Raw genomic sequence first — 26,385 nt, forward strand, 5'->3', positions numbered from 1 at the left:
CAATGCCTGACAACTCAAACAGTTCCGATAGCAGCACGCATAACAAACTGCTACATCACATCGCCACAGGGTTTGGTTTGCTGTTTCTTATCGCTTATTATCTGGTGATCGATAGCACGGGATTTTACGACTGGGTGACAGCTCAGATGCCAGAAAAGTATGCCGGAGCCGGACTGATGCTGGGGATCATGATCGGCATGACACCCGGATTCTTCCTCTGGAAACACTACAATCGCTGGATTGAAAGAAAACTCGGGGTCACCGGAAAATATTATGAGGATGGCTTCTATAAAACACCGGAAAAACCCGACGACGATACCGCTGATCGATAATACAGATAAAAAAACCGCCCAATGAGGCGGTTTTCTTATTGCCGCTCTGTTACAGGTTGGAGATACGGTTCAAACCCGCAATCGCCGCTACCCGATAGGCTTCTGCCATGGTCGGATAGTTAAAGGTGGTGTTGACAAAGTAATTTATGGTATTCGCTTCACCCGCCTGATTCATAATCGCCTGGCCGATATGTACAATCTCCGATGCCTGGTCTCCGAAACAGTGAATCCCCAGTATCGCCAGCGTATCCCGGTTGAACAGAATCTTCAGCATACCCACCGGCTCACCGGAGATCTGCGCCCGGGCGGTATCCTTGAAAAAGGCCTGTCCGACCTCATAAGGCACACACTCTTCGGTGAGTTGCTCCTCGGTTTTACCGATAGAGCTGATCTCAGGAATAGTATAGATACCGGTGGGCACATCATTAATGTAACGGAAATCGTCTGCATTGAGCATATCTGAAGACGCAGCACGCCCCTGATCAAGCGCCGCAGATGCCAGCGCAGGCCAACCGATCACATCACCACAGGCATAGATCCCCTCTGATTTGGTCCGGTAGTGCTCATCGACCTCAATCTGCCCCCGACCATTGGCCTCCAGACCAATATTTTCCAGCTTCAGCATATCGGTGTTACCGCTACGCCCATTACACCAAAGGAAAGCATCAGCCCGGATCATCTTGCCAGAGCGCAGCGTCAGAGTGACACCCCGCTCATCCGCGGCCACTTTTTCATACACTTCATTGTGGCGTATCTTCACCGCATTATTACGCAGATGATAACTCAGCGAGTCGGAGATCTCGGCATCCAGAAAAGACAACAGGCGGTCCATCGAATCGATAAGGTCTACCTTAACGCCCAGACCACTGAAGATAGACGCGTATTCAGAACCGATAACACCGGCACCATAAATAATAAGCGTCCGGGGGGTATGACTGAGGGTCAGTATAGTATCGCTGTTGTAGATACGCGGATGATTAAAGTCGATATCATCCGGCTTATAAGGCCGTGAGCCGGTGGCAATAATGATGTTTTTGGCCCGCAGGGTTTCATTTCCCTTAACCGTACCGGTTACCAGCACCGTATTTTTGTCAGCAAACTCTGCCTGACCAAAAAACAGATCTATGCGATTGCGGGCATAGAAGTTGGTGCGCATCATGACCTGGTTTGAGATTACTTTTTCAGCACGCTTGAGCACTTTAGGAAAGGAAAACCAGCGAGGTTCACCGATATCACGGAACATAGGATTGGTATTGAACTCAATGATCTGCTTGACTGAGTGACGCAGCGCCTTAGAGGGGATAGTGCCTTTATGGGTACAGTTACCGCCCACTGAATCCTGAGACTCTATTACGGCTACACGACGCCCCTTTTTCGCCGCATTCATTGCCGCGCCTTCACCGGCAGGACCGGATCCGATTACAATGACATCATAGTCATATACAGCCATCACTTTCCCCTATTACTGTTATTCTTGCGATAATTATTTGTCGAGACAATCAGACCCCGTACAGCAGGCACAGAGTATTTATTCTGCGCCTGAAAAATTCACTCAGCAGCAGATCCCACTCAGTGGCCGGACTTCGCCTCATAGGCCAGTTCGGCAACGGCCTCTTTACGGTTCTGCTTGTCCTGCTCATCTTCACACTTGTTCTGATCGCCACCGCAGATAGGACACTCTTCGTCGATACCCACGGCAGCCAGACCACCACAGGAACCTGCAATCGGTTTACGCCCCATGATAACCCCGATGGACATACCAGCTATCACCAGCCCCAGAACGATAAATGACAAAATCATAGTACTCATAGAACTTTCCTCACTCCACCAGGTAGTGTTTAAACCCCGGTGTCATCTTTTCAATAAAGCCGTCAGCGGACTTTATAATCAATAGCGCTTCAACCCCCTGCTGCTCAGCATAGGCTTCAGCCCGCTCGGGCCCAAGCACCATCATCGCCGTCGCCAGCGCATCTGCTGTCGCACAGTCACTGGCCAGTACGGTAACGGACGCCAGCTTATGACTGATCGGCTTGCCAGTAGATGGATTAATTGTATGGGAAAAACGGATACCGTTTTCCTCAAAATAATTACGGTAATCGCCTGATGTTGCGATCCCCACATCTTTCACTTCAATTATACGCTGAACCTTACGCTCACCGGAAACCGGCGCTTCAATGGCGATCTTCCAGTGGCTGCTGTCCGGCTTCAGCCCCCGGGCTCTCAGTTCACCACCGATCTCAACCAGATACGCGGTAATACCGTTTCTTTCCAGTAGTTCGGCGACTTTGTCCACACCGTACCCCTTAGCGATTGCTGAAAGATCGATATAGACATTACGCTCACGGCTTAACTGATTCCCGGTAAGCCTGATATAGTGATAGCCGACCCGCTGACGCAGCTGAGCAATCTCATGCTCCTCCGGCGCATGGATAACCCGGCCATCCGGGCCAAAGCCCCACAGATTAACAAGTGGACCGACCGTAACATCAAATGCCCCGCCAGAAGAATCGCTAATCTCTAAAGCTTTTTTTAATACCTGAGCCAGACCTTCAGACAGTGTCACAGCCTCACCTGCCGGCATCCGGTTGATGCGGCTCAGCTCGGAGTCCTTCTGATAGGTAGACATACTGTTATTGACCTGCACCAGCAACTGATCAATCTGTGCCGGCAGTTCTGCATCAATATCAGCATCGGACGATACCCACTTCACAGTGAAGCTGGTGCCCATTGTCGGCCCCTGATGGCTGACAATCTGAGGTTGTTTGCTACACCCGGTAAGGAGTGCAAACATGAAAAACGAAGCGGCCAGCAGCAGAGCTGCCGGCCGTTTAATGATTTGTCTGGTTATTTCAGACATCAATGATCAGCCACCAAAGTCGTCGAGGAAGATATTTTCGCGCTCAACGCCCAGATCAACCAGCATCTGAATAACAGCAGCATTCATCATGGGAGGTCCACACATGTAGTACTCGCAATCTTCCGGTGCCTCATGGTCCTTCAGATAGTTTTCGTACAACACATTATGGATGAAACCAGTCATACCATCCCAGTTATCTTCAGGCTGAGGATCTGACAGGGCCAGATGCCACTTGAAGTTGTCATTTTCTTCCTGAAGCTTATCGTATTCCTCATTGTAGAAGCACTCACGCAATGAGCGGGCACCATACCAGAAGGAGATCTTACGCTTAGAGTTCAGACGCTTCAGCTGATCGAAGATATGAGACCGCATGGGTGCCATACCCGCGCCACCACCGATAAAGACCATCTCGTTATCGGTATCCTTGGCAAAAAACTCACCAAACGGTCCGTACACGGTAATCTTATCACCCGGCTTGAGGCTGAAAACGTAGGAAGACATCTTACCCGGAGGCACATCGGTACCCGGAGGCGGAGACGCGATACGGATATTGAATTTCACAACACCGCGTTCTTCCGGATAGTTCGCCATGGAGTATGCACGGATCGTGGTTTCATCCACTTTCGATACATAACGCCACTGATCAAACTTATCCCAGTCGCCACGATATTCCTCTTCGATATCGAAGTCTTTGTAATGCACTTCGTGAGGCGGACACTCCAGCTGAACATAACCACCGGCCCGGAAGTCCACGTTCTCGCCTTCCGGCAGACGCAGGGTCAGCTCTTTGATAAAAGTAGCAACGTTAGGGTTGGATTCAACCGTACACTCCCACTTCTTAACACCAAAGATCTCCTCTTCGAGTTCGATATTCATATCCTGCTTTACAGCCACCTGACAGGACAGGCGCCAGCCCTCTTTCGCTTCACGCATGGTAAAGTGAGACTCTTCAGTCGGCAGCATAGAACCGCCTCCATCAAGCACCTGACACTTACACTGCGCACAGGTACCACCGCCGCCACAGGCGGAAGGCACAAAGATACCAGCGTTAGACAGAGTCTGGAGCAGCTTATCACCGGCAGGAACAGTAACGCTCTTGTCCGGATCATTATTGATGGTGATGGTGACATCACCACTGCTAACCAGTTTTGAACGGGCTGCCAGAATTACCGCGACCAGTGCAAGCACCACCGCGGTAAACATGACAACGCCGAGAACGATTTCTGCATTCATTAGCTTAATCCTTCTTTAGTTGATCATGCGACAGCAATTACAGCTGCACGCCGGAGAAAGACATGAAACCCAGAGACATCAGACCCACAGTGATGAAGGTGATGCCCAGGCCACGCAAACCTTCCGGTACGTCGCTGTATTTAAGTTTTTCACGGATACCCGCCAGGGTAGCAATTGCCAATGCCCAGCCAACACCCGCACCGGTACCATAAACAACGGACTCACCAAAAGTGTAGTCACGCTCAACCATGAACAGAGCAGCACCCATAATGGCGCAGTTCACGGTAATCAGCGGCAGGAATACACCCAGCGCGTTGTACAGTGCCGGTACATACTTATCCAGGAACATCTCCAGAATCTGTACAATCGCAGCGATTACACCGATATAGGAGATATAACCCAGGAAGCTGAGATCAACATCAGGATAACCGGCCCAGGCCAGCGCACCTTCACGCAGCAACAGATTAAAGATCAGGTTGTTGATCGGGGTGGTGATCGCCAGAACCACGATAACCGCAATACCCAGACCAATCGCAGTCTGCACCTTCTTTGAGATCGCCAGGAATGTACACATCCCGAGGAAGAAGGCCAGCGCCATATTTTCAACAAAGACCGCCTTAACGGCTAGGCTGATATACTGTTCCATTACACAGCCTCCTTCTGAGAGTTCTTGGCCAGCTCAAACTCGGGTGCTTCGACCTGATCTTTCTTAAAGGTACGAATCAGCCAGATAAACATGCCAATAATAAAGAACGCACTCGGTGGTAGCAGCAGCAGACCGTTAGCCTGATACCAGCCGCCATCGGTCACCAGTGGCAGGATTTCGATACCAAACAGCTTACCGGCACCAAACAGTTCACGGATAGTACCGACAAACAGCAGTACCACACCGTAACCCAGACCGTTACCGATACCATCCAGGAAGGAGATCATCGGCGGGTTCTTCATTGCAAACGCTTCAGCACGACCCATAACGATACAGTTAGTAATGATCAGACCAACAAATACTGACAGCTGCTTCGATATTTCATACGCGTACGCTTTCAGAATCTGATCTACCACGATTACCAGCGAGGCGATAATCGCCATCTGACAGATGATCCGGATACTACTCGGCATCTGATTACGGATAATCGAGATAAACAGGTTGGAAAATGCAGTAACAACGGTTACCGCTAAGGCCATTACAAATGCAGTCCCCAGGTTAGATGTTACCGCCAGCGCGGAACAGATACCCAGGATCTGCAGACCAATCGGGTTATTGTTAAAAATCGGTCCTAACAGGACATCTTTAACTTGAGACATAATTTACGCCCCCCCTGCTTTCAGATTAGACAAGAATGGTGCATAACCATTTTCACCCATCCAGAAGTGAACCAGATTTGTGACACCACGGCTGGTCAGTGTAGCACCTGATAAACCATCAACCTGGAATTTCGCTTTCGGTGAAGCCGGATCAACACTACCTTTAATCAGCCCCAGCTCAGGCTTCATAGAACCCTCTGGGTAAACCTGTTTACCAGGCCACAGCGCTTTCCAGTTAGGGTTATCAACTTCCCCACCCAGGCCCGGTGTTTCAGCGTGAGAATAGAAGCCCAGACCCACCACTGTATTCAGGTCTGACTCAAGCGCCAGAAAACCATACAGCGTTGACCAGAGACCATATCCGTGTACCGGCAGAATCACTTTATCAAACCCTTTTGGTGAATCACTTTTAACCAGATAGACAGGCATCACTTTTGCCTGATATTTGATAGAGGCGATATCTTCCTGACGACTCAGTTTAACACCGGTATCCGCTTCTTTTGCCGCTTTACGGGCATCATAACGGGCCGGATCACTAACCTCAGTAAACTTACCGGTGCTCAGATCAACAAAGCGCTTTTCGATCAACTGATCAAACACCGCCTGAACATCCTTGCCCTCAGTCGCAATACCAGCCGCAGCCAGAATATTAGTCTGTCGGTCAAGGTTTTTATTGGCAATCTGTTTCGGCTTGAGTAACACCGCTGCTGCAGATACAACCACAGAGCAGACTACACACAGCAAAACAGCTACGGTAATTGTTCTACCGATAGAATCTTTACTCGCTGACATTGCGCATCGCCCTCCGTTTGATGTTCGCCTGCACGACAAAGTTATCGATCAGTGGTGCAAACAGGTTACCGAACAGGATCGCCAGCATCATACCCTCAGGGAATGCCGGGTTAACCACACGGATAAGTACAACCATCACCCCGATCAGGGCACCAAAGTACCACTTACCTTTATTGGTCATAGATGCAGAGATCGGATCGGTTGCCATAAAGAACATACCGAAGGCGAAACCACCCAGAACCATATGCCAGTAGAACGGCAGCGCAAACATAGGATTAGTGTCAGAACCGATGAGATTCAGCAGGGTTGCCATCGCGGTCATTCCCAGGAATACACCCGCCACAATCCGCCATGCTGCAATTTTAGCTATCAGCATCACCAGACCACCCAGGGCAATAGCGAAGGTAGAAACCTCGCCCACAGACCCCTGAATGTTGCCGATAAAGGCATCAAACCAGGTGATATTCTGCGCCAGGATAGCATCAACGCCACCTGCGGCAGCCAGACCCAGAGGGGTCGCACCGGAGAAGCCATCAACAGCGGTCCAGATCGCATCACCTGTCATCTGCGCAGGATAGGCAAAGAACAGGAACGCACGGGCAGTGAGTGCAGGGTTAAGGAAGTTTTTACCGGTACCACCGAAAACCTCTTTACCAATCACAACACCAAAACTGATGCCCAAAGCAACCTGCCATAACGGAATCGTTGGCGGCAGAATCAGCGAGAACAGAATAGAGGTCACGAAGAAACCTTCGTTGACTTCATGTCCGCGCTTCATTGCGAACAACACTTCCCAGAAGCCGCCCACGACAAAGGTAACCATGTAGATAGGCAACCAGTAGGCCGCACCGTGGATGATATTATCCCACAGACTATCAGGGTTGAAGCTGGTCAGGGCACCTGCTATAGCCCCCTGCCAGGTAGTCGGGTCAGTAATACCCAGTGCCGCCATCGCAGTATTTGCCTGATGGCCAACGTTGTACATACCGAAGAAAACCGCCGGAAAAGTACACATCCAAACCAGAATCATAATCCGCTTCAGATCGACAGCGTCACGCACATGAGCTGCAGTCTTAGTCACATGACCCGGAGTATAGAAAATAGTATCCGCAGCTTCATACAGCGCATACCAGTTTTCATACTTGCCGCCTTTATGGAAATGCGGCTCCATCTTATCAAGAATATTTCTTAAGCTCATGATCAGGCCTCTTTCTCTATACGCGTCAGATTGTCGCGAAGAATTTGGCCATACTCATACTTGCCCGGACAGGCAAATGTGCACAGCGCGAGGTCTTCTTCGTCAAGCTCGAGACACCCAAGTGCCATCGCATGAACGACATCCCCGGTAACCAGGGCTCGCAACAGTTGCGTCGGAAGAATATCCAGTGGCATCAGCTCTTCGAACTGTCCCACCGGCACCATAGCCCGTTCCGAACCGTTGGTTGTCGTAGTGAAGTCAAACTTCTTAGACGGGTTCAGTTTGGACAGGAACATATTCAGCACAGAGAATTTGTTCGCACCCGGTGCGATCCAGCCCAGCAATTCACGCTGATCCCCCTCTTCCAGCACAGACACCTGAGAAGCGTATCGGCCAAGATAGCCCAGGGGGCCTGCAGCCTTGCGGCCATTCCATACAGAACCGCTGATCACCCGGTTATTTTCACCTTCAGTACGGCCTGCCAGCAGCTCATCCAGATTAGCCCCCAAACGGGTACGCAGCAGTGTTGGCTGCTTAACCTGGGGACCCGCTACAGCGACCACCCGATCAGTATACAGTTCACCGGTCGTGAATAATTTACCGAATGCAATTACATCCTGATAGCCGATAGTCCAGACAGTTTTTGTCGCAGACACCGGATCAAGGAAGTGGATATGGGTACCCGCATTACCCGCTGGATGTTTACCGGTAAACTCTTCGACCGTAACACCTTCAGCGGCAGGAATGTTTGCTCCCTCAGCTTTACAGAGAAACACTTTACCTTCGGTCAGACGAGTCAACACTGTCAGACCATTAGCAAAGGCTTCCGCCTGCTCAGCAATAACCACTTCCGGATTTGCAGCCAGAGGATTTGTATCAATCGCCGTAACAAAGATCGACGCAGGCTGTGAGCCTGGCTGTGGAACCTTGCTGAATGGACGTGTACGTAGTGCAGTCCAGGCACCGGACTTAACCAGATTATCCTGAACCTGCTCAGCCGTCAGTGAAGATAACTGAGATACTTCATATTTCGAAAATTGTTCCGCTTCGTTGCCATCTACTTCAACAACAACCGATTGCAGAACCCGTCTATCACCACGGTTGATCTCTTTGATCACACCCGCAGCTGGTGCTGTAAAATCAACACCTTCCGTTTTCTTATCGGAAAAGATCACTTGACCGAGTTTTACCCGATCTCCCACCTTGACCCGCATCGTAGGCTTCATGCCTGGATAATCGAAGCCGATCACGGCGACAGACTTAACCTCAACAGCTGCCGAAACAGTCTGTTCAGGTGCGCCTGTTATAGGTAGATCCAGACCCTGTTTGATCTTGATCATCCGCCTCACCCAATCTCTATTATAATTTTTTCAGGATCCCCTCCCACAGAGCGCAATGCCTCCGACTCTGCAACATTGTCCCCGGATGTTACAAACCAAAGCAAAAACCCTACAAAGGACGGGATAACCCCAACCCAAAAACCGGTTAAGTATAAAGATCGGGAGGTAATTTTTCTACAAGAGCGACCACTAAAGGTGACTTTTAGGTCATTAATCGCAAAGCATTGATAGAACTTTAAGATATAAGAATATACTTTTAATGAATATAAAGAAAAACCCAATAAAAAACCGCCTGTTAGGGCGGCTTTTAGTTAGTCTAAAGTCTTATCAGACCTTAGCTTTAGGGAATGCAGGCAGGGTACATTTAGCCATACGCTGAGCCATACGGATCACCTGACAACTGTAACCAAACTCGTTGTCATACCACACATACAGGACACAGCGATTGCCTTCTGCAATCGTAGCCAGCGCATCAACCACACCGGCAGCACGCGAACCAACAAAATCGGAAGAAACCGCTTCCGGAGAGTTGCTGTAGTCGATCTGCTTCTGCAATGGAGAGTGCAGCGCCATATCACGCAGATAACTGTTCAGCTCTTCCTTGGTGGTGCCGTTATCAAGGTTCAGATTCAGTATTGCCATCGATACGTTAGGCGTAGGTACACGGATCGCATTACCGGTCAGCTTACCCTCCAGCTGAGGCAGCGCTTTGGAAACCGCTTTTGCGGCGCCTGTCTCAGTGATAACCATGTTCAGACCCGCAGCACGACCACGACGATCACCCTTATGATAGTTATCAATCAGGTTCTGATCATTGGTGTATGCGTGAACGGTCTCTACGTGACCATTGGTTACACCAAATTTTGCATCGATCGCTTTCAGCACAGGGGAGATAGCGTTAGTGGTGCAGGATGCCGCTGACAGGATAGTATCGCTGTCGTCGATATCGCCGTGGTTAACACCCATAACGATATTCTTGATCCCTTTACCCGGTGCAGTCAGGGCAACCTTGGCAACACCTCTGGATTTCAGATGCAGCGACAGACCCGCTTCATCGCGCCAGATACCGGTATTATCCAGCACCAGTGCATTGTTGATACCGTATTGGGTGTAGTCAACCTGATCAGGACCATCAGAGTAGATCACTTTGATCAGGTTACCGTTGGCGATAATCGCCTGATTTTCCTCATCCACCTGGATAGTGCCGCGGAATGAACCATGAACAGAATCGCGACGCAGCAGGCTGGCACGCTTTTCAAGATCATTAGATGCCTTGCCTTTGCGCACAACAATCGCCCGCAGACGCAGAGATTGCCCGCCACCAGTACGCTCAATCAGCAGACGCGCCAATAAACGACCAATACGGCCAAAACCATACAGCACAACATCGGTTGGCTCTGAGGCTGCACCACCAATAGCAGGTGCCAGTTCAGCCGTCAGAAACTCTTCCATCGATACGCCATTGCCTTCCTGCTGGAATTTGACTGCCAGCTTGCCCACGTCGACATGCGCATTCTTAACATCAATCTTATCCAGAGCAGTCAGAACAGGATGGGTGTCACAAACAGACAGCTCCTTATCCTCAACCTGACGCACATAGCGGTGTGCTTTTATCACATCAACAACTGAACGCTTGATGATAAGACGACCATACACAGAGGTCTCAACGTTCTTGTCACGGTACAGACGACCAACCAAAGGGATCATCTCTTCAGCTAATGCTTCGCGACCTTTCCAGTCAGCTAACACTTTATCTTGGCTCACGGCTCACTCCAAAAAGGTAGTAGTCAATATAGCAGTCAAATTTTGCTGGGCGCATTATCACCTTTTCCCTCCCTGTGAGCAAATCTGAAACACTACACTTTAGGGCTATATTTCAGATTAATGTAACCCGGATGACAGAATAAGACAGATAAGCCACACCTCAGGACAGTCGCATCAGAGACTGTACTTTTGCCTCACGCTCCGTAAGATAAGCGCCCAGATCCCCTGTCGCGCATCGAACAGAGGTCCGTATCAGCTCATGGAGTTTGTTGTCAGTGTTTAAACAAGAATATCAGTTACCCCGAACAGCCGGAGATATCCGGCGGATCGGCAACCTCTCCGGCAGCGGCCGCGGCATGCTGACTACCGAGATTGCCGAGCAGCATCCCGGGCTGATTCTCTGCATTACCAATGACAGTGACGGCGCCTCCCGGCTTCAGTCAGAAATCGGTTTTTATGGCAATAACGGGGTCGAGTGCATGCTGTTTTCCGACTGGGAAACCCTGCCTTACGATAACTTTTCTCCGCATCAGGATATCATCTCAGAGCGTCTGAATACCCTCTACCGACTGCCACAGATGCAGCGCGGCGTACTGATTATCCCGGCCAGTACGCTGATGCAGAGAGTCGCACCACAACGTTTTCTGGATGGTAACTCACTTATTCTTGATCAGGGTCAGTCCCTCAATCTGGATGAGATGCGTCGCAAACTCGCAGATGCGGGATACCACCTCACTGAAACGGTTTATGAACACGGTGAATTTGCCATTCGCGGTGCGATCATCGACATCTTTCCAATGGGCAGCAACACCCCGTATCGCATCGAGCTGTTTGATGATGAGGTGGATACCCTGCGCAGCTTCGATCCTGAAAGTCAGCGCTCAATCGACAAGGTCGATAAGATCCGTGTATTGCCTGCCAAAGAGTTCCCTTTCGATGAACTCTCGATCCGCAATTTCAAACAACGCTGGCGGGAAACCTTCGATGTCGACTATAAGCGTTGTTCCGTTTATCAGGATGTCAATGATGGCATCAGCCCGCCCGGGATTGAGTACTATCAGCCGCTATTCTTTGATACCAGCGCGACCCTGTTTGACTATCTGCCCGATAATGTACTGATTATCACCGAAACCGATCTGGAAGATCATTGCAACCAGTTCTGGCAGGAAGTTCAGGAGCGCTATGAGGAGCGCCGCTATGATATCGAACGCCCTATTCTGCCACCGGACAGACTGTTTATTCCGGCCAACGAGCTGTTTGGCACGCTGAAAAAGATGCAGCGCATTCAGCTGCAACAGGGTAAAACCCAGGCCCGGCCAGAGTCAGGCCGCTACAATCTGCCCCTGACGGAGCCACCTGAACTGACCATCAATGCTCAGTCAGCCCGCCCGCTGGCGGCCGTTGAGAGCTTTCTCGCAGAGACCCGCGACCGGGTACTGTTTTGTGCCGAATCCGCAGGCCGCCGCGAAGCGCTGATAGAGCTGCTCGGGCGCATCCATATCAAACCTCACCCGGTCGACAGCCTGCAACAGTTTTTAGACGATGGCTATCCGGTTAACATCTGCATCTTTCCGCTGGAACAGGGACTGAGTGCGCCGGACCGTTTTCATCTGATCACTGAAACCCAGCTGTTTGGTCATCAGGTTTTTCAGCGTCGGCGACGCTCCCGGGAGCAGGAGCAGTCTGATCAGATCATCAAAAATCTGACCGAACTGAATATCGGCGCACCGGTAGTGCATATCGATCACGGCGTCGGCCGTTATCGCGGTCTGGTAACCCTGGAGCTGGACTCACAAACCTCGGAGTTCCTCAAGCTTGAATACGCTAACGAGGCCAATCTTTATGTACCGGTTACCTCGCTACACCTTATCAGTCGCTATTCCGGAGCAGGCGATGAACTGGCCCCGCTGCACCGGCTCGGCACAGAGCAGTGGAGTAAAGCGCGCCGCAAAGCCGCTGAGAAAGTGCGCGATACTGCGGCCGAACTCCTGGATATTTACGCCCGCCGCGCTGCCCGACGGGGCCATCAGTTTGATTCACCGGACAAGCATTATGCCAGCTTCAGCGCCGCCTTCCCGTTCGAAGAGACCGTCGATCAGGCCAACGCCATCCAGGCAGTCATCCAGGACATGCAATCGGAACAACCGATGGACCGACTGGTCTGCGGTGATGTTGGTTTCGGCAAAACAGAAGTGGCGATGCGAGCGGCATTTATGGCGGTTCAGAGCAATAAGCAGGTCGCTATCCTGGTACCAACCACCCTGCTGGCACAGCAACATTACGAGAACTTTCGCGATCGCTTTGCTGACTGGCCGGTTAATGTTGAGCTCATCTCCCGGTTTCGCTCAGGCAAAGAGAGTAATGCGGTACTCAAATCCCTGACAGAGGGCAAAACGGATATCGTTATCGGCACCCATAAACTGCTCCAGGGAGATATCCGCTTCAGCGATCTGGGACTGCTGATTATCGATGAGGAGCATCGCTTTGGAGTACAACAGAAAGAGCGTCTCAAATCCCTCCGCTCAGAGGTTGATATCCTCACCCTGACTGCGACACCGATACCCCGTACCCTCAACATGGCGATGTCCGGCATCCGCGATCTGTCGATTATCGCAACCCCGCCAGCCCGACGACTGTCGGTGAAAACATTTGTGCGACAAGCGGATAAAGCACTGAAAAAAGAAGCAATCCTGCGGGAACTGCTACGCGGAGGACAGGTGTACTACCTGCATAATGAAGTTAAGGATATCGAACAGACCGCTGCCGAGATAAATGCACTGGTGCCCGAAGCCCGCGTAGGCATCGGACATGGCCAGATGCGTGAACGTGAGCTTGAGCAGGTGATGTCTGATTTCTATCACAAACGCTTTAATGTATTGGTCTGCACCACCATCATCGAGACCGGCATCGATGTACCCAACGCCAACACCATCATTATTGATCGGGCCGATAAATTTGGTCTGGCACAGCTTCACCAGCTACGGGGCCGGGTTGGCCGCTCCCACCATCAGGCCTACGCCTACCTGATGACACCCCATCCTAAAGCGATGACCAGCGATGCCGTTAAACGTCTCGAGGCGATTTCCAGCGCCGACGAGCTTGGCGCGGGTTTCACCCTCGCGACTCATGATATGGAGATTCGCGGCACCGGTGAGCTTCTGGGTGAGGGCCAGAGCGGGCAGATTCAGAATGTCGGCTTCTCTCTCTATCTGGAGATGCTGGAACAGGCGGTAGAAGCGATCCGTGAGGGCAAAACACCCAACCTGGATGCGCCACTGAAACAGGGAATAGAGATCAACCTGCGGGTTCCTGCACTGATTCCGGATGAATATCTGCCAGACGTCCACAACCGCCTGATCATGTATAAACGGATAGCCAATGGCAAAAGCGAAACGGAACTGAAAGAGTTGCAGATCGAGATGATCGACCGCTTCGGCATACTGCCTGAGCAGACCAAAAATCTGTTCCGTCAGACGCTGCTGAAACTGCACTGTGAACAGCTCGGCATCACAAAAATTGATGCCGGTGAACACGGAGGCCGAATCGATTTTGATACCGATACTGTGGTTGATCCCTTCAAACTGGTGCAACTGGTACAACAGCAACCACAAAAATTTCAGTTTGGCGGCCCCAGTCAGCTGAAGTTCACCCTGAAGATGGATAAAATAGAGCAGCGTTTTCAAGCTGTGGAACAGCTACTCCAGCAATTGACCGGGAATTCATAATGACCAAGCTTACTTCAGGGATCGTACTGACTCTGACCCTGATTCTGTTTAATAGCAGCCCAGCCCAGGCCGACACCTCAAACTATAAGGTCGAACTGCTGATTTTCAGCCATCAGTCTTCGGATACTCTGGGTGATGAAATCTGGCCTCTTATCGACGCAATTCCGCCACGTCGCAGCCGCGCCCTGGAATACAACCAGCAAGGCCAGCAGATCGGCTTTTTCACCCGCCTGCCAAAATCATCACTATCACTGAGCAGCAACCAGGCCAGCCTGAGACGCAGTTCACTCTACCGGGTACTCTTCCATGAAGCCTGGATTCAACCGATCGGCGAAGTCAAGAACCAGCACGTAATCAGAATCAACGGCGGAGAGATACTCGACAATGGCCTGTATGAGCTGGACGGCTATATCTCCATTGATAAAGGCCGCTACCTGCATTTTCGCAGCGACCTGTTTCATAGCCGCAGACTCAGCCCGACAGAGAGCCAGATGCTGCTAAAACCCTCAACAGGCCCTACCCCGGCAGATAAAACACCGCTGAGTGATGAGCCTACGACTGCAACGCCGGCAGATCAGCCTGAAGGCAGCAGCGTCAATGGCAACCGTTACCTGACACAAACCACTATTCCAGACTTCCTCACAGTGGAGATGGAGAGTGCCCGGCGGATGCGCAGCAATGAACTGCACTATATCGACCATCCCCTGTTCGGCATGCTGGTGAAGATATCGCCAGTTAAATAAAAAACGGAGCGTTCGCTCCGTTGTTACCTCACAACAGCCGGAAACGATGCTCCGGCTGACTGAATCAGACTATCGTTTGCGCGACCGTTTTACTTCCCGGATCAGCATCATATCAAGCTCTTCAGGCCAGACCACCAGACCATCTTCTTCCCCTCCGCTACCCGGTAGCGGAAACACCACCACAGCAAAACCATCCTCTTCCAGACCGGGCGTCCAGCGATGGTTCCACTGTTTAAGGGTAATCGGCATCGCCTCACAATCGGACCACTCGCCGGTTGCCCACTGCTCAGCATATTCCAGATCCGGCCAAACCGGCACACAATCCTCATCATCAGTATTCAGCATCACGCTGCCATGGGCATCAGTGAGAATCCAGACCTCTCCGGTTTCAACCACACGGTGGATCATATAGTCGAAGCGCTGCTCCGCATCCAATCCGGCAACCCGGTCTAACTCACTCTGTTCTAAAGCCACTTATCTTTCTCCATCACCCTGCCGGGCAAAAAAAAAGGCACCAGAGGCGCCTCTGTAACAATGATTAAACCGGATCAGGCTGAGGCCCTTCATTCTCAAGATGTATGGTTTGTGTCGGAAACGCAAAGTCTGCCTCATGCTCATGCACGATGCGGATGATCTGCCCCATCACATCCTGCTTAACCTGATGAAAATGCACCCAATTGGTCGTTTTGGTAAAGGTATAGACAAAAAACTCCAGCGAATAGGGAGCAAAGCTATTGAGATTAACAATCAGTGTCTGGCTGTCATCGATCTCCGGATGATTAATCAGCATCTCCCTGACATCATTAATCACCCCCTCTATTCGCGCTGAATCTTCATAACGCAGACCGATCTTTTCATAGATACGGCGGTTAGTCATGCGTGAAGGGTTTTCCAGCGAGATACTTGCAAAGGTGCCATTAGGCACATACAGCGGTCGTTTATCAAAGGTACGGATACAGGTCAGCCGCCAGCCAATATCCTCCACCGTCCCTTCAATCTCTTTGTCCGGCGAACGCACCCAGTCACCCACTTTGAAGGGCCGGTCGAGATAGATCATCAGGCCGCCAAAGAAATTTGCCAACAGATCTTTGGCAGCAAAACCCACCGCGATACCGCCGATACCGCCGAACGCCAATACGCCAGAAATACTGTAACCGAAGGTCTGTAGCACCACTAAAACCGCAGTAATGATAATCGACAGCCGCAGTAGTTTACCCAGCGCACTCACAGTGGTCTCGTCCATCGGATTCTTTACTTTTTCATCCGACACCAGCACCCCTTCCGCCTGACTGATAAAGCGGATCAGGAACCAGGCGATCATCACAATCACCATCACTCTGCGCAGCGGATCGACCAGCCCCATCAATACGGAATCAGCCCCGGGATCTGCCAGCTCAAATGCCAGACTCAGCCCCAACACCCAGATTAACAGCGCAATGGGACGACGCGCGGCATAGAGTAAAATGTCATCCCAGATATTACGGGTTTTTTGCAGCTGAGCTTCTAACCGCCGAAACAGGCGATTGGAGATGAAATTTGCCAACATGGTGAGGAAAACCACGACAAACACCTGAAAAATCCAGGCCTCAGCATAGCCGTCCAATCCCAGCTGTGTGAAAATTTGCGCAATTTGCTCCTGCATGACATCGCTCCAATAGATCTAATGAATATTGACTAACTGATTAGCTAAACCTGTGGCACGCTGCCAGCGCGCAGTGCTGCGAATATCATCAAAACAATAACTGTGTACTGCTTTCATGCGCTTAATACGCTTTGACCCCGGATGCCCCAGTTGCTCCAGATAGTCCAGCACCTGCAGTGCAGCAGGACGATTATTACATACCAGCAGCATGTCGCAACCCGCATCCAGCGCCTGCGCTGCACGGGCCTCAAAACTGCCGGCAACACTGGCCCCTTCCATGGTCAGATCATCACTGAAGACCACCCCATCAAACTCCATGCCGGCGCGCAGCCGCTGACCAATCCAGTAGGATGAAAAACCCGCCGGCCGATCATCCACCTGGCGATAGATCACATGCGCAGGCATCACCGCATCCAGCCCCTGCTGTATTAACCGGGTAAAGGGAATCAGGTCCTGCGTTTCAATCTCCTCCAGACTGCGCTCATCAACGGGAACGTCGAGATGAGAATCCGCAACCACCCAGCCATGCCCGGGAAAGTGTTTACCGGTGGATGCCATACCTGCCTGGCGCATACCGTCAATAAAGCCGCCAGCTAACGCCGTGACGGTTTCAGGACTGCCGGAGAACGCCCGGTCTCCAATCACCTGGCTAACGCCAAAATCAAGATCCAGTACCGGCGCAAAGCTGATATCGATACCATAGCTGATCAACTCGGCAGCCATCAGCCAGCCCAGTTCTGTCGCCACTGTCACCGCATTACCCCGGTCCTGACTGTATAGTGTTCCCAGAACAGACATTGGCGGCAACCGGGTAAAACCATCGCGAAAGCGCTGCACCCGTCCCCCTTCCTGATCGACAGCGATCAGCAGCTGCGGCGCACAAAGGCGAACTTCCTGAATCAGATCAGATAATTGCTGCGGGGAGTGATAATTCCGGCTAAACAGGATAAGACCGCCCACCTGAGGGTTCTTCAAAAGGCGTTTATCATCCTCTGTCAGACTCAGACCGGCGATGTCCAGCATCAATGCTCCAGACATTGCTTTTTTCTCTTCTGTTAGAACTACTCTATGAAAACCAGGGTACCGACACTGACACGCTCAAACAGCTCCGCTATATCGTTATTACGCATACGGATACACCCATGCGACAGAGGCTGTCCCATGGGTTCACTGTCAGGAGTACCGTGAATGTATATATAGCGCTGCATTGTATCAACGCCGGACAACCGATTGCGACCTATTTCACAGCCAGACAACCAGAGAATGCGGGTCAGAATCCAGTCCCGCTGGGGATAGCGACGCGCCAAATCCGCCGAGTACGTTTCACCCGTATCACGACGACCGACAAAAACGGTATTAAGAGGCTTTCCTGCGCCAATTTTGGCGCGTATCAGGTGTTTACCACGGGGTGTGCAGCCACTGTTTTTTTGCTCACCGGGGCCGTTCAGAGCGGTTGAGACCGGATAGTCCGCCACACACTCAGCGTCCTGCCACACTTCCAGACGCTGATGAATTATTGAAACCCGGATATACATAAACCCGCTTATACCCCTAGATGCGGGTGAACGGGGTATGCTCCGCACGCGCTTGCAGGCCAGCCACCAGCACGGGGATCATGCGATGCAGAGTACGTTCGACCTCAGCACTGCGCTCGAATTCGCGCATCTCTATCGCCACCAGGGTCTGGAAATTGGACAGGGTAAAAATGATCGACCCCATCAGAAAGTGTAAGCGCCAGAAAAACTCTTCATCCTCCATGACCGCTGCATCTTTACGCAACAGCTCAATAAAAACAGAAAAGGAATCCCGGTGACGGGCCAGCATAGCATCACGCAGCTCTTGCTGATTTTTCATATAGATCAGTTCCAGCAGGCGCATAAAGACCGGCAACGCAAACTGCCTGGACTTCCCCAGCTGCAGCAGTGTGCGCATCAGCATCTCTAAAAGCTCTTGCGCTGTGATGGTACCATCTTTCATATCCGCCTGACGCTCACTGAGTGAATCCTGCAGATTTGATACCAGCGGGGTCAGATATTTTTCAGCGACCGCTGTAATCAGACCTTTTTTAGAACCGAAATGGTAATTTACCGCTGCCAGATTAACTTTTGCAGCGCTGGTAATCTCCCGCATTGTCGTTTCAGCAAAACCCTGTTCAGCAAACAGCGCTTCGGCAGATAACAATATTTTCCGTGCGGTTGCAGACTGTCGCATTGATGCTCCCTTAGCCGGGTCGCGAATGCCATCAGAACATCCTGATAAAATCCGCTTCATATGTTTGAAACTTTTACAATATGATTATAAGCGACAATCAGATAAATGCTGACATTTCCCTTACCATTTTGGTTACTTAGCCAAAAAATGGGAGTTTAGAATACGTCCTGCCCATTTCGTAAACAGGGTGTCAGTTGTTTTAATCGACATCTCAGAAAGACGATCTTGAAGGGTCTTCTTATACTCATACCGGACCGTATAGACATCGGCTTCTTCACACGCCTGAGTCAGATATTCATCGCTGGTAGAGATCTCATCAATCAGATTGACCTCCAGCGCTCGCCGACCGAACCAAACCTCACCGGTTGCTACTTTTTCAAGATCAACCTGAGGCCGGAACTCGCCAACAAACTCTTTGAAAAGACTATGGGTATCTTCCAGATCTTCAATGAATTTCTGCCGGCCCTTTTCAGTATTCTCTCCCATCACCGTCAGGGTGCGCTTATACTCACCCGCCGTCAGCACTTCATAGTCAATATCATGCTTTTTTAATAAACGGTGAAAATTGGGCAACTGAGCCACCACACCGATCGATCCGAGTATCGAGAACGGCGCTGCTACAATCTTGTCCGCCAGGCAAGCCATCATATAGCCGCCACTGGCCGCGACTTTATCGACACACACTGTCAGCGGGACTCCCCGCCGCTTAATCCGCTCCAGCTGAGAGGAAGCCAGACCATAGCTATGCACCATCCCACCGGGACTTTCCAGACGGATAACCACTTCATCCTTCTCGGTCGCCATGGTCAGCACGGCGGTGATCTCTTCACGCATCGGCTCAAGCTCTGAGGCTTTAATATCACCATCGAAATCCAGTACAAAAACCCGTTTACGTTCCGGCTCAGCATCAGGCTGGGATTTAGTTTTCTTCAGAGCTTTTTTGCGTGCCTTAGCTTCCTGCTTTTCCTGCTTCTCTTCCGCTTTCAGTTGCTGCTTATAAACTTCAGAATCCAGCACTACCTCTTTCAGCGCATGCTCCATATCCTCCAGCGTTTCATTCATGCTGTGAATACTGAGATATCCCTCTTTACTGTCTCGCTTATTCCGTGATGCCACTGCGCCTATGGCGACAATAACCAGAATAATGGCGCCGACCACTGTCAGCGCTTTTGCCAGGAACAATCCGTAACTTGCCAGAAAATCGACCACCTAACACTCCAGATCTTTAAGCCCTTGGGGGCAATTCAATATATTGATTTATGGTCGGGTAATGTACCATACAACCCACCGAGGCAATATCACTGAATACAAAATTGGAGAGCTGAATCAAATATGTCTGAAGCAATCACTGTCACCCGGGTTATAGAAAAGCTTTCCAGTCGCTTTATTCCGGAAAACACCTCCGCAGTGTCGGCCACATTCCAATTTATACTGAGTGATGCGGACGACTTCTATTTCACGATCGCTGACCAGCAACTGACGGTTGCCCTTGGCGAACATCAGGACCCGGATATCACCCTGATCACCAATAGCGACACTTTTATCCGTGTGGTCACAGGTGAGAAGGATGGCATGAGCGCCTACCTCACCGGCAAACTCAGAGCCGAAGGCAATGTAATGCTGGCAACACAGCTGGGTAAGTACTTCAGTAAAGACAAACGCGGCTAATCCGCGACTTTGCAGCGCTTTATGAACTCATCAATCAGTTGACGGGATATGGTAAACGGTGGAGGAATAGGTGCCTCATCCAGCTCACTGTAGTGAAACCAGCGCGCATCGACTATTTCACCTGGCTCTGGCACGATCTCCCCGGATACATAATCGGCAAAAAAGCCCAGCATCAGCGAATGAGGAAAAGGCCAGGACTGACTGCAGTGATAGCGAATATTGGTAACCTCAACACCCACCTCCTCTCTGACCTCACGCGCCAGGGCATCTTCAGCACTTTCCCCCGCTTCAATAAACCCCGCCAGCGTGCTGTATCTGGGTTCAGTGAATCGAACGCCCTGCGCCAGTATGCAATACTCACCGCGGGTCACCAGCGTGATAATGCAGGGAGAGAGCCTGGGGTACTGAGTCAGACCACAACCATCACACTGCTTGGCCAGATCCTGATGGTGATGCCGTAAAGCATCTCCACAACGGGGGCAGAAGTTGTGATCGCGACTCCAGGTTGCCACCTGAGCGGCTCTCGAAAGCAGAGGAAACATCGACTCCTCGGAGCGGGACAGCAGTTGCCGCAGCTGCAAACCCGGGGTTTCATGGGGCAACACGTCCTCAGGCATAATCATCAGTCTTACCTGCTGTTGCGGCAACAAAGTCAGATCATATTCCTCCAGTGCGAGGCGATGGTCGCAGCAGGGCTGAGTAAAAATCCAACGCCCCTGCAGATCTGACCAAACCCGGTGGCCCGATGAATAAATATATTCAATTTCCATAATATTTGTTGAACCTAAGCAAAAACAGACCAATAAACAGTGATTTCAGGCATATATGTCACCTGAAAACTAGGGTACTCTTAACAGGTTAAGCAGACTTTTGATTTAACAAAACTCCTGCTAACCTACGTCAAAATTATAATAACATTCACTACTTAACTTACATTGGAAAGACTGTAATCACTACATTTAGCATGATGCACAGAAACTTTCCACAGGCCCGAATTGGCACAGGACCCCGTATCGATGACCACAACCCAGGCGCTTATAAAGAACTTCCTTGGCAACTCACCTATCTGGTATAAACAGGCCATTGTACTTTTTCTGATTCTCAACCCGATTCTTCTGTTCACCGCTGGACCTGTAGTAACAGGCTGGATGCTGATCTTTGAATTTATCTTCACTCTGGCACTGGCACTAAAATGTTATCCGCTTCAACCGGGCGGCTTACTCGCTCTGGAAGCGATTATTATCGGCCTGGCAAGCACTGAGACGGTTTACCATGAAGTGGAAGCCAACCTGGAAGTAATTCTGCTACTGATGTTCATGGTAGCAGGCATCTACTTTATGAAGAACATGCTGCTGTGGGTATTTACCAAACTACTGCTGAAAATCCGCTCCAAAGTTGCACTGTCACTGATGTTCTCACTGTTTGCGGCACTGCTATCAGCCTTTCTCGATGCCCTGACAGTAACGGCAGTACTGATCAGTGTCGGTGTCGGCTTCTATGCGGTGTATCACAAAGTCGCCTCCGGCAAACAGTTCCACCATGAAGCACACGATCATGGCGATGATGAAACGGTTCATGTCGACCACCATGAAGCGCTGGCGCAGTTCCGGGCATTTCTGCGCAGTCTGCTGATGCATGGTTCCGTGGGCACCGCTCTGGGCGGCGTCTGTACCCTGGTGGGAGAACCACAAAACCTGCTGATCGCACAAAAGGCTGGCTGGGATTTTGTCGAGTTCTTTGTTCTGATGGCCCCGGTAACAATGCCGGTTCTGTTTGCGGGTCTGGCAACCTGCATCCTGCTGGAAAAACTCAAATGGTTTGGTTACGGCGCCGATATCCCCCAATCGGTACGCACTATTCTCGAAGATTTTGCTGCCGAACAGGATAAGAAGCTAACCAAGTCGGACAAGCTGGCCCTGTTTGTTCAGATTCTGGTGGCGGTCTTTCTGGTTCTGGCCCTGGCATTCCATCTCGCGGCCGTTGGTCTGATCGGTCTCACAGTGATTATTCTGCTGACCGCGTTCAATGGCATAGTCGAGGAACATCAGATCGGTAAAGCATTTGAGGAGGCACTGCCATTTACGGCCTTGCTGGTGGTGTTTTTCTCCATTGTTTCGGTGATTCACGAACAACACCTGTTCCAGCCCATTATCGCCTCGGTACTGGCCATGGACACTCAGGTTCAGCCGGGCATCTTTTTTATTGCCAATGGCCTGCTATCAGCAATCTCCGATAACGTCTTTGTTGCAACGGTGTATATCAATGAAGTTCTGGCAGCACTCAAAGAGGGCTCAATCACCCGGGAGCATTTTGACCTGCTGGCGATCGCCATCAACACTGGCACCAATATCCCGAGTGTGGCAACCCCCAACGGCCAGGCGGCATTCCTGTTTCTGTTGACATCTGCCCTGGCACCGCTGATTCGTCTCTCATACGGCACTATGGTGTGGATGGCACTGCCCTACACCGTGGTCATGAGTGTCACTGGCTATCTGGCGGTAACACACTTCCTGTAAACAGAGAATCGCTTCATAGCTGCAAGCAAGACCTCTGAAAATCAAAAAAGCAGGCTTCACAGCCTGCTTTTTTTCATTTCATTAAAGATTTGCTTCAGCCCGTTTCACCTGACTGCTCACCAAGCTGACTCCAGACACTGCCTCCCTTGCTATCCAGGCGTTCGATATAACTGCGGTGAGCATCCAGTTCATCCCCCTCAGCCCGCACCACCTTCAGGGTCATAGCTGAAGTATCAAGACGCCGGACCTGATCAACACCGTCGTCGCCATCTTCCTCGCCTGCCAGCATCAGATTCTTCTGGCCGCCCGTCAGCATCAGATAAACATCGGCCAGAATCTCAGAATCAAGTAACGCGCCGTGCAGCTCACGATGGCTGTTATCAATACCGTAACGGCGGCACAGCGCATCAAGGTTATTTTTCTGCCCCGGATGTTTCTTGCGTGCAATCGCCAGCGTATCGGTCACCTGACAAAAATCATGGACCCGCTCCTGATGGTTATTCAGGCTTAACTCATGGTCGATAAAACCCACGTCAAACGCAGCGTTATGAATAACCAGATCGGCACCGCGGATAAAGTGCAAAAACTCATCCTGAATCTCTTCAAAGCGGGGTTTATCATCGAGAAACTCATTGGTGATTCCGTGTACCTGAATCGCTTCATCATCGATCACACGATCCGGCTTGAGATAACGATGATAGGTGCGACCTGTCAGTCGGCGGTTCATCATTTCAACACAACCGATCTCAATTATCCGATGCCCCTCTTTCGGGTCGATGCCCGTGGTTTCCGTATCCAGTACTATCTGTCTCATAACTTATCTGTTCACTTACGCCTGTTGCAGGGCCTGCTCGACCCCTTTGTTAGCCAACTGATCGGCCAGCTCATTACCCGGATGACCACTATGACCTTTCACCCACTTCCACTGAATCTGGTGCCGTGCAGTCTGCTCTTCAAGCCGCTGCCACAGATCGGCATTTTTCACCGGCTTCCTGGCTGAAGTTTTCCAGCCATTGCGCTTCCAGCCCGCCAGCCATTCAGTAATGCCTTTACGTACATATTGAGAATCGGTCGTCAGAACAATTTCACAGGACTCCTTCAGAACACTCAGCGCTTCAATCGCGGCCATCAGTTCCATCCGGTTATTGGTGGTATTCATCTCCCCACCAAACAGTTTTTTTCGATGTTCACCATATTCCAGGACGGCTCCCCAGCCCCCTGGTCCCGGATTTCCTTTACAGGCACCATCAGTATAAATATTAATTTTTTTCTTCACTCACTCTTCCTCGGGCACCACGGGTTGTTGGTTCAACCAGCGGCAGATTAATCAGCTTACGCTTCTTCCAGACCGGTTCAATCGGGGTCATCCCGCCGACATCCTTGCGGGCAACATGCAGCACAAAAGCGCCACAATGGGATGAACAACGTCGGGTTATCGCATCGATCAGCCGCCCACGCTGACGCCAGGACTCTTTCTCGAAGGGCAGACGATAGTAATCGGACAGCTCCCTGACCACCGTTAATTCGAGCAACGCTAACCAGTCATGCATACGTTGCGAGCCGATAAAGTGCCCCTGCCAGGGTACCGTTTCTTTATTCAGCTTCAGGGCACGATAAACGCCCCACCAACTGACCGGATTAAAACCGATATTCAGCAGATAGCCCCCCGGACGCAGAACCCGGGCAGATTCACGCAACACCTGATGAGGGCTTTGAGCAAAATCGAGTCCATGGTGCAACAGCACCACATCAATACTGTTATGCTCGAACGGTAACTCTTCATTGCGGGCGATCACCGCACTGTCTGGCAATCCCAGCTCGGCAACCGGGTTTACCGGTATCTGATGGCGCACCGGACTCTCCCGGGCCAGATCAAGCCGGTTATCAAAACTGATCTGCAACAGATGATAGCCAAACATGGTCGGTAACAGCCGATCCAGCAACTCTCGTTCTGAAGCCAGCAACTGCTGCCCCAGCTCTGTATCAAACCAACTCCGTAACGCCGGTAACCACTCTGCAAGCGGTGGCTGTTGTTTAAACCCCATACATTATTAGCCCTTAACGCTCCGGTTTGAATAGGTTAACCTTGTAGTCAACGGGTGCACTCAAGCTCCTTACTCTGCTCAATATGTACTACTATATCTGACAAATCCGATACAGCCGAGGCCTAAAATGTTCAATGTCATGCCGATACCTGCTTTTAATGATAACTATATTTGGGCTCTGACTGTACCCGGCAGTAATGAAGTGGCCGTCGTCGACCCCGGTGATGCTGACGTGGTCGAACACTATTTGAACGAAAATAACCTGCGGTTAACCACCATCCTGATAACTCACCATCATCATGACCATACCGGTGGTGTCACTCAACTATGCCACGACAACGCTGTCGTTGTTTATGGTCCGGCCAACTCCCCGTTTGACGGCATCACACATAAACTGAGCGATGGTGATCAGATCAGCCTGATGGAGCAGACGCTGACTATCCGCGAAGTACCGGGCCACACATTAGACCACATCAGCTACTATCTCCCAGGAAGTGAGCCGCAGCTGTTTTGCGGCGATACGCTGTTTCTGGCCGGTTGTGGCCGGCTGTTTGAAGGCAGTGCGGAACAGATGCACCGGGCGATGGAATATTTCCGACAGCTGCCTGATACAACCCAGATCTACTGCACCCATGAGTACTCTCTTGCCAACCTTGCATTTGCCGCAGCGGTTGAACCCACAAACAACCATATTAAAGAGGCGATCGAACACTGCACCCAACTGCGCGAATCCGGTCAGCCGACCCTGCCTACAGATATCGCCACTGAAAAACAGATCAACCCCTTCCTTCGCTATAGCGAAGCCCCCGTAAGACAGTCTGCCGAGCTGTTTGCTGGCGGGCCGCTGACCTCAGAAGTCGCCATTTTCGCTATGATCCGGGAATGGAAAAATCAGTTCTGACGCCCCCGCCCCCTTGATAACCGCTGCAGAGTTGATGTAGCTCAGCCGGATATCAATAACAGTTGACCCTCTGCAACCGGCCCCATAAAATGCACCCTTTTATATTTTACAGG

The 26,385-nt window shown here is 51.0% G+C and carries 26 protein-coding genes; 6 read left to right on the forward strand and 20 right to left on the reverse strand.

The annotated features are described in order from the left end of the window. The first annotated feature begins 2 nt into the window (after window positions 1-2). Entirely contained in the window at window positions 3-332 is a 330-nt protein-coding gene (locus JW499_RS14455; RefSeq protein WP_205211277.1) for a hypothetical protein, read from the forward strand. 49 nt (window positions 333-381) lie between these two features. On the opposite strand, the gene sthA is transcribed toward JW499_RS14455, so the two are convergent. The 10 genes from sthA to JW499_RS14505 all read right to left on the reverse strand — a co-directional run bounded on the left by sthA (window position 382) and on the right by JW499_RS14505 (window position 10,821). Beyond that, window positions 382-1,782: a Si-specific NAD(P)(+) transhydrogenase gene (gene sthA / locus JW499_RS14460; RefSeq protein WP_205211278.1), complete on the reverse strand. Its 1,401-nt coding sequence runs from the start codon at window positions 1,780-1,782 to the stop codon at window positions 382-384. Between the two features lie 119 nt (window positions 1,783-1,901). Next, window positions 1,902-2,141, reverse strand: a complete 240-nt coding sequence (nqrM, locus tag JW499_RS14465; RefSeq protein WP_205211279.1) for a (Na+)-NQR maturation NqrM — start codon at window positions 2,139-2,141, stop codon at window positions 1,902-1,904. Window positions 2,142-2,151: 10 nt separating this feature from the next. After that, window positions 2,152-3,189 carry an FAD:protein FMN transferase gene (locus tag JW499_RS14470; RefSeq protein ID WP_205211280.1) on the reverse strand — a complete coding sequence of 346 codons (1,038 nt, stop codon included), beginning with the start codon at window positions 3,187-3,189 and terminating at the stop codon, window positions 2,152-2,154. A 6-nt stretch (window positions 3,190-3,195) separates the two neighbouring features. Further along, window positions 3,196-4,422, reverse strand: a complete 1,227-nt coding sequence (gene nqrF, locus JW499_RS14475) for an NADH:ubiquinone reductase (Na(+)-transporting) subunit F (RefSeq protein ID WP_205211281.1) — start codon at window positions 4,420-4,422, stop codon at window positions 3,196-3,198. Window positions 4,423-4,459: 37 nt separating this feature from the next. Beyond that, the gene (nqrE, locus tag JW499_RS14480) at window positions 4,460-5,068 is read right to left on the reverse strand and encodes an NADH:ubiquinone reductase (Na(+)-transporting) subunit E (RefSeq protein WP_091358326.1); all 609 of its coding nucleotides are present in this window, start codon (window positions 5,066-5,068) and stop codon (window positions 4,460-4,462) included. After that, window positions 5,068-5,727 carry an NADH:ubiquinone reductase (Na(+)-transporting) subunit D gene (locus JW499_RS14485; protein ID WP_091358323.1) on the reverse strand — a complete coding sequence of 220 codons (660 nt, stop codon included), beginning with the start codon at window positions 5,725-5,727 and terminating at the stop codon, window positions 5,068-5,070. Before JW499_RS14485 ends, nqrE begins: the two co-directional genes overlap by 1 nt. A gap of 3 nt (window positions 5,728-5,730) precedes the next feature. Next, window positions 5,731-6,519, reverse strand: a complete 789-nt coding sequence (locus JW499_RS14490) for a Na(+)-translocating NADH-quinone reductase subunit C (RefSeq protein ID WP_205211282.1) — start codon at window positions 6,517-6,519, stop codon at window positions 5,731-5,733. After that, a complete protein-coding gene (locus tag JW499_RS14495) occupies window positions 6,506-7,717 on the reverse strand; it encodes an NADH:ubiquinone reductase (Na(+)-transporting) subunit B (RefSeq protein WP_205211283.1) in 1,212 nt (403 codons plus the stop codon). The genes JW499_RS14490 and JW499_RS14495 overlap by 14 nt, the downstream gene beginning before the upstream one ends. Before the next feature lie 2 nt (window positions 7,718-7,719). Further along, window positions 7,720-9,057, reverse strand: coding sequence for a Na(+)-translocating NADH-quinone reductase subunit A (locus JW499_RS14500; protein ID WP_205211284.1), 1,338 nt, complete (start codon window positions 9,055-9,057; stop codon window positions 7,720-7,722). Between the two features lie 327 nt (window positions 9,058-9,384). Then, window positions 9,385-10,821, reverse strand: coding sequence for a glyceraldehyde-3-phosphate dehydrogenase (locus tag JW499_RS14505; protein WP_205211285.1), 1,437 nt, complete (start codon window positions 10,819-10,821; stop codon window positions 9,385-9,387). A 275-nt stretch (window positions 10,822-11,096) separates the two neighbouring features. Here JW499_RS14505 and mfd point away from each other — a divergent pair, with 275 nt between their 5' ends. Together mfd and JW499_RS14515 are read left to right on the forward strand one after the other, a co-directional pair. Beyond that, entirely contained in the window at window positions 11,097-14,546 is a 3,450-nt protein-coding gene (gene mfd, locus JW499_RS14510) for a transcription-repair coupling factor (RefSeq protein WP_205211286.1), read from the forward strand. Continuing rightward, window positions 14,546-15,289, forward strand: a complete 744-nt coding sequence (locus JW499_RS14515; RefSeq protein WP_205211287.1) for a CsiV family protein — start codon at window positions 14,546-14,548, stop codon at window positions 15,287-15,289. The genes mfd and JW499_RS14515 overlap by 1 nt, the downstream gene beginning before the upstream one ends. 69 nt (window positions 15,290-15,358) lie before the next feature. Here the strand turns inward: JW499_RS14515 and JW499_RS14520 are convergent, their stop codons facing one another. The 6 genes from JW499_RS14520 to sohB form a co-directional block, all read right to left on the reverse strand. Then, window positions 15,359-15,763 carry a DUF2750 domain-containing protein gene (locus JW499_RS14520; protein ID WP_205211288.1) on the reverse strand — a complete coding sequence of 135 codons (405 nt, stop codon included), beginning with the start codon at window positions 15,761-15,763 and terminating at the stop codon, window positions 15,359-15,361. Window positions 15,764-15,827: 64 nt separating this feature from the next. After that, window positions 15,828-16,931, reverse strand: a complete 1,104-nt coding sequence (locus tag JW499_RS14525; protein ID WP_205211289.1) for a mechanosensitive ion channel family protein — start codon at window positions 16,929-16,931, stop codon at window positions 15,828-15,830. 18 nt (window positions 16,932-16,949) lie between these two features. Continuing rightward, on the reverse strand, window positions 16,950-17,969 hold the full coding sequence (gene nagZ, locus JW499_RS14530; protein ID WP_232846430.1) for a beta-N-acetylhexosaminidase: 1,020 nt from the start codon (window positions 17,967-17,969) through the stop codon (window positions 16,950-16,952). 23 nt (window positions 17,970-17,992) lie between these two features. Next, window positions 17,993-18,466, reverse strand: a complete 474-nt coding sequence (locus JW499_RS14535) for a L,D-transpeptidase (RefSeq protein WP_205211290.1) — start codon at window positions 18,464-18,466, stop codon at window positions 17,993-17,995. A gap of 16 nt (window positions 18,467-18,482) precedes the next feature. Continuing rightward, complete coding sequence (locus JW499_RS14540; RefSeq protein ID WP_205211291.1) at window positions 18,483-19,142, reverse strand: TetR/AcrR family transcriptional regulator; 660 nt, start codon at window positions 19,140-19,142, stop codon at window positions 18,483-18,485. Window positions 19,143-19,274: 132 nt separating this feature from the next. Further along, complete coding sequence (sohB, locus tag JW499_RS14545) at window positions 19,275-20,351, reverse strand: protease SohB (protein WP_205211292.1); 1,077 nt, start codon at window positions 20,349-20,351, stop codon at window positions 19,275-19,277. A gap of 123 nt (window positions 20,352-20,474) precedes the next feature. Here sohB and JW499_RS14550 point away from each other — a divergent pair, with 123 nt between their 5' ends. Beyond that, entirely contained in the window at window positions 20,475-20,810 is a 336-nt protein-coding gene (locus tag JW499_RS14550; RefSeq protein WP_205211293.1) for an SCP2 sterol-binding domain-containing protein, read from the forward strand. Here the strand turns inward: JW499_RS14550 and nudC are convergent. After that, entirely contained in the window at window positions 20,807-21,580 is a 774-nt protein-coding gene (nudC, locus tag JW499_RS14555) for an NAD(+) diphosphatase (protein ID WP_205211294.1), read from the reverse strand. The two genes, JW499_RS14550 and nudC, sit on opposite strands and share 4 nt — an antisense overlap. A 246-nt stretch (window positions 21,581-21,826) precedes the next feature. Here nudC and nhaB point away from each other — a divergent pair, with 246 nt between their 5' ends. After that, window positions 21,827-23,326 (forward strand): sodium/proton antiporter NhaB, encoded by a 1,500-nt coding sequence (gene nhaB / locus JW499_RS14560; protein ID WP_205211295.1) that lies wholly within the window; start codon window positions 21,827-21,829, stop codon window positions 23,324-23,326. Between the two features lie 94 nt (window positions 23,327-23,420). Here nhaB and dnaQ read toward each other — a convergent pair whose 3' ends face one another. Genes dnaQ through JW499_RS14575 form a run of 3 tightly spaced genes read right to left on the reverse strand, consistent with a single transcriptional unit; the run spans window position 23,421 to window position 25,371 of the window. Further along, window positions 23,421-24,140 carry a DNA polymerase III subunit epsilon gene (gene dnaQ, locus JW499_RS14565; protein WP_205211296.1) on the reverse strand — a complete coding sequence of 240 codons (720 nt, stop codon included), beginning with the start codon at window positions 24,138-24,140 and terminating at the stop codon, window positions 23,421-23,423. Window positions 24,141-24,155: 15 nt separating this feature from the next. Continuing rightward, window positions 24,156-24,602 (reverse strand): ribonuclease HI, encoded by a 447-nt coding sequence (rnhA, locus tag JW499_RS14570; protein ID WP_205211297.1) that lies wholly within the window; start codon window positions 24,600-24,602, stop codon window positions 24,156-24,158. Further along, window positions 24,586-25,371: a class I SAM-dependent methyltransferase gene (locus JW499_RS14575; RefSeq protein WP_205211298.1), complete on the reverse strand. Its 786-nt coding sequence runs from the start codon at window positions 25,369-25,371 to the stop codon at window positions 24,586-24,588. The genes rnhA and JW499_RS14575 overlap by 17 nt, the downstream gene beginning before the upstream one ends. Window positions 25,372-25,498: 127 nt before the next feature. Here JW499_RS14575 and gloB point away from each other — a divergent pair, with 127 nt between their 5' ends. After that, window positions 25,499-26,272, forward strand: a complete 774-nt coding sequence (gloB, locus tag JW499_RS14580; protein ID WP_205211299.1) for a hydroxyacylglutathione hydrolase — start codon at window positions 25,499-25,501, stop codon at window positions 26,270-26,272. The last annotated feature ends 113 nt before the right edge of the window (window positions 26,273-26,385 follow it).

Origin of the sequence: Amphritea pacifica (assembly GCF_016924145.1) — a bacterium.
GTDB lineage: Bacteria > Pseudomonadota > Gammaproteobacteria > Pseudomonadales > Balneatricaceae > Amphritea > Amphritea pacifica.

Coding starts and splice junctions, on each gene's coding strand:
- JW499_RS14550 (WP_205211293.1), top strand. CDS start 20,475: ATGTCTGAAGCAATCACTGTCACCCGGGTTATAGAAAAGCTTTCCAGT.
- JW499_RS14500 (WP_205211284.1), bottom strand. CDS start 9,057: ATGATCAAGATCAAACAGGGTCTGGATCTACCTATAACAGGCGCACCT.
- JW499_RS14515 (WP_205211287.1), top strand. CDS start 14,546: ATGACCAAGCTTACTTCAGGGATCGTACTGACTCTGACCCTGATTCTG.
- JW499_RS14455 (WP_205211277.1), top strand. CDS start 3: ATGCCTGACAACTCAAACAGTTCCGATAGCAGCACGCATAACAAACTG.
- dnaQ (WP_205211296.1), bottom strand. CDS start 24,140: ATGAGACAGATAGTACTGGATACGGAAACCACGGGCATCGACCCGAAA.
- nhaB (WP_205211295.1), top strand. CDS start 21,827: ATGACCACAACCCAGGCGCTTATAAAGAACTTCCTTGGCAACTCACCT.
- gloB (WP_205211299.1), top strand. CDS start 25,499: ATGTTCAATGTCATGCCGATACCTGCTTTTAATGATAACTATATTTGG.
- JW499_RS14485 (WP_091358323.1), bottom strand. CDS start 5,727: ATGTCTCAAGTTAAAGATGTCCTGTTAGGACCGATTTTTAACAATAAC.
- JW499_RS14495 (WP_205211283.1), bottom strand. CDS start 7,717: ATGAGCTTAAGAAATATTCTTGATAAGATGGAGCCGCATTTCCATAAA.
- nqrF (WP_205211281.1), bottom strand. CDS start 4,422: ATGAATGCAGAAATCGTTCTCGGCGTTGTCATGTTTACCGCGGTGGTG.
- JW499_RS14490 (WP_205211282.1), bottom strand. CDS start 6,519: ATGTCAGCGAGTAAAGATTCTATCGGTAGAACAATTACCGTAGCTGTT.
- nqrM (WP_205211279.1), bottom strand. CDS start 2,141: ATGAGTACTATGATTTTGTCATTTATCGTTCTGGGGCTGGTGATAGCT.
- nudC (WP_205211294.1), bottom strand. CDS start 21,580: ATGGAAATTGAATATATTTATTCATCGGGCCACCGGGTTTGGTCAGAT.
- sthA (WP_205211278.1), bottom strand. CDS start 1,782: ATGGCTGTATATGACTATGATGTCATTGTAATCGGATCCGGTCCTGCC.
- nqrE (WP_091358326.1), bottom strand. CDS start 5,068: ATGGAACAGTATATCAGCCTAGCCGTTAAGGCGGTCTTTGTTGAAAAT.
- nagZ (WP_232846430.1), bottom strand. CDS start 17,969: ATGTCTGGAGCATTGATGCTGGACATCGCCGGTCTGAGTCTGACAGAG.
- JW499_RS14470 (WP_205211280.1), bottom strand. CDS start 3,189: ATGTCTGAAATAACCAGACAAATCATTAAACGGCCGGCAGCTCTGCTG.
- JW499_RS14540 (WP_205211291.1), bottom strand. CDS start 19,142: ATGCGACAGTCTGCAACCGCACGGAAAATATTGTTATCTGCCGAAGCG.
- JW499_RS14575 (WP_205211298.1), bottom strand. CDS start 25,371: ATGGGGTTTAAACAACAGCCACCGCTTGCAGAGTGGTTACCGGCGTTA.
- JW499_RS14535 (WP_205211290.1), bottom strand. CDS start 18,466: ATGTATATCCGGGTTTCAATAATTCATCAGCGTCTGGAAGTGTGGCAG.
- JW499_RS14525 (WP_205211289.1), bottom strand. CDS start 16,931: ATGCAGGAGCAAATTGCGCAAATTTTCACACAGCTGGGATTGGACGGC.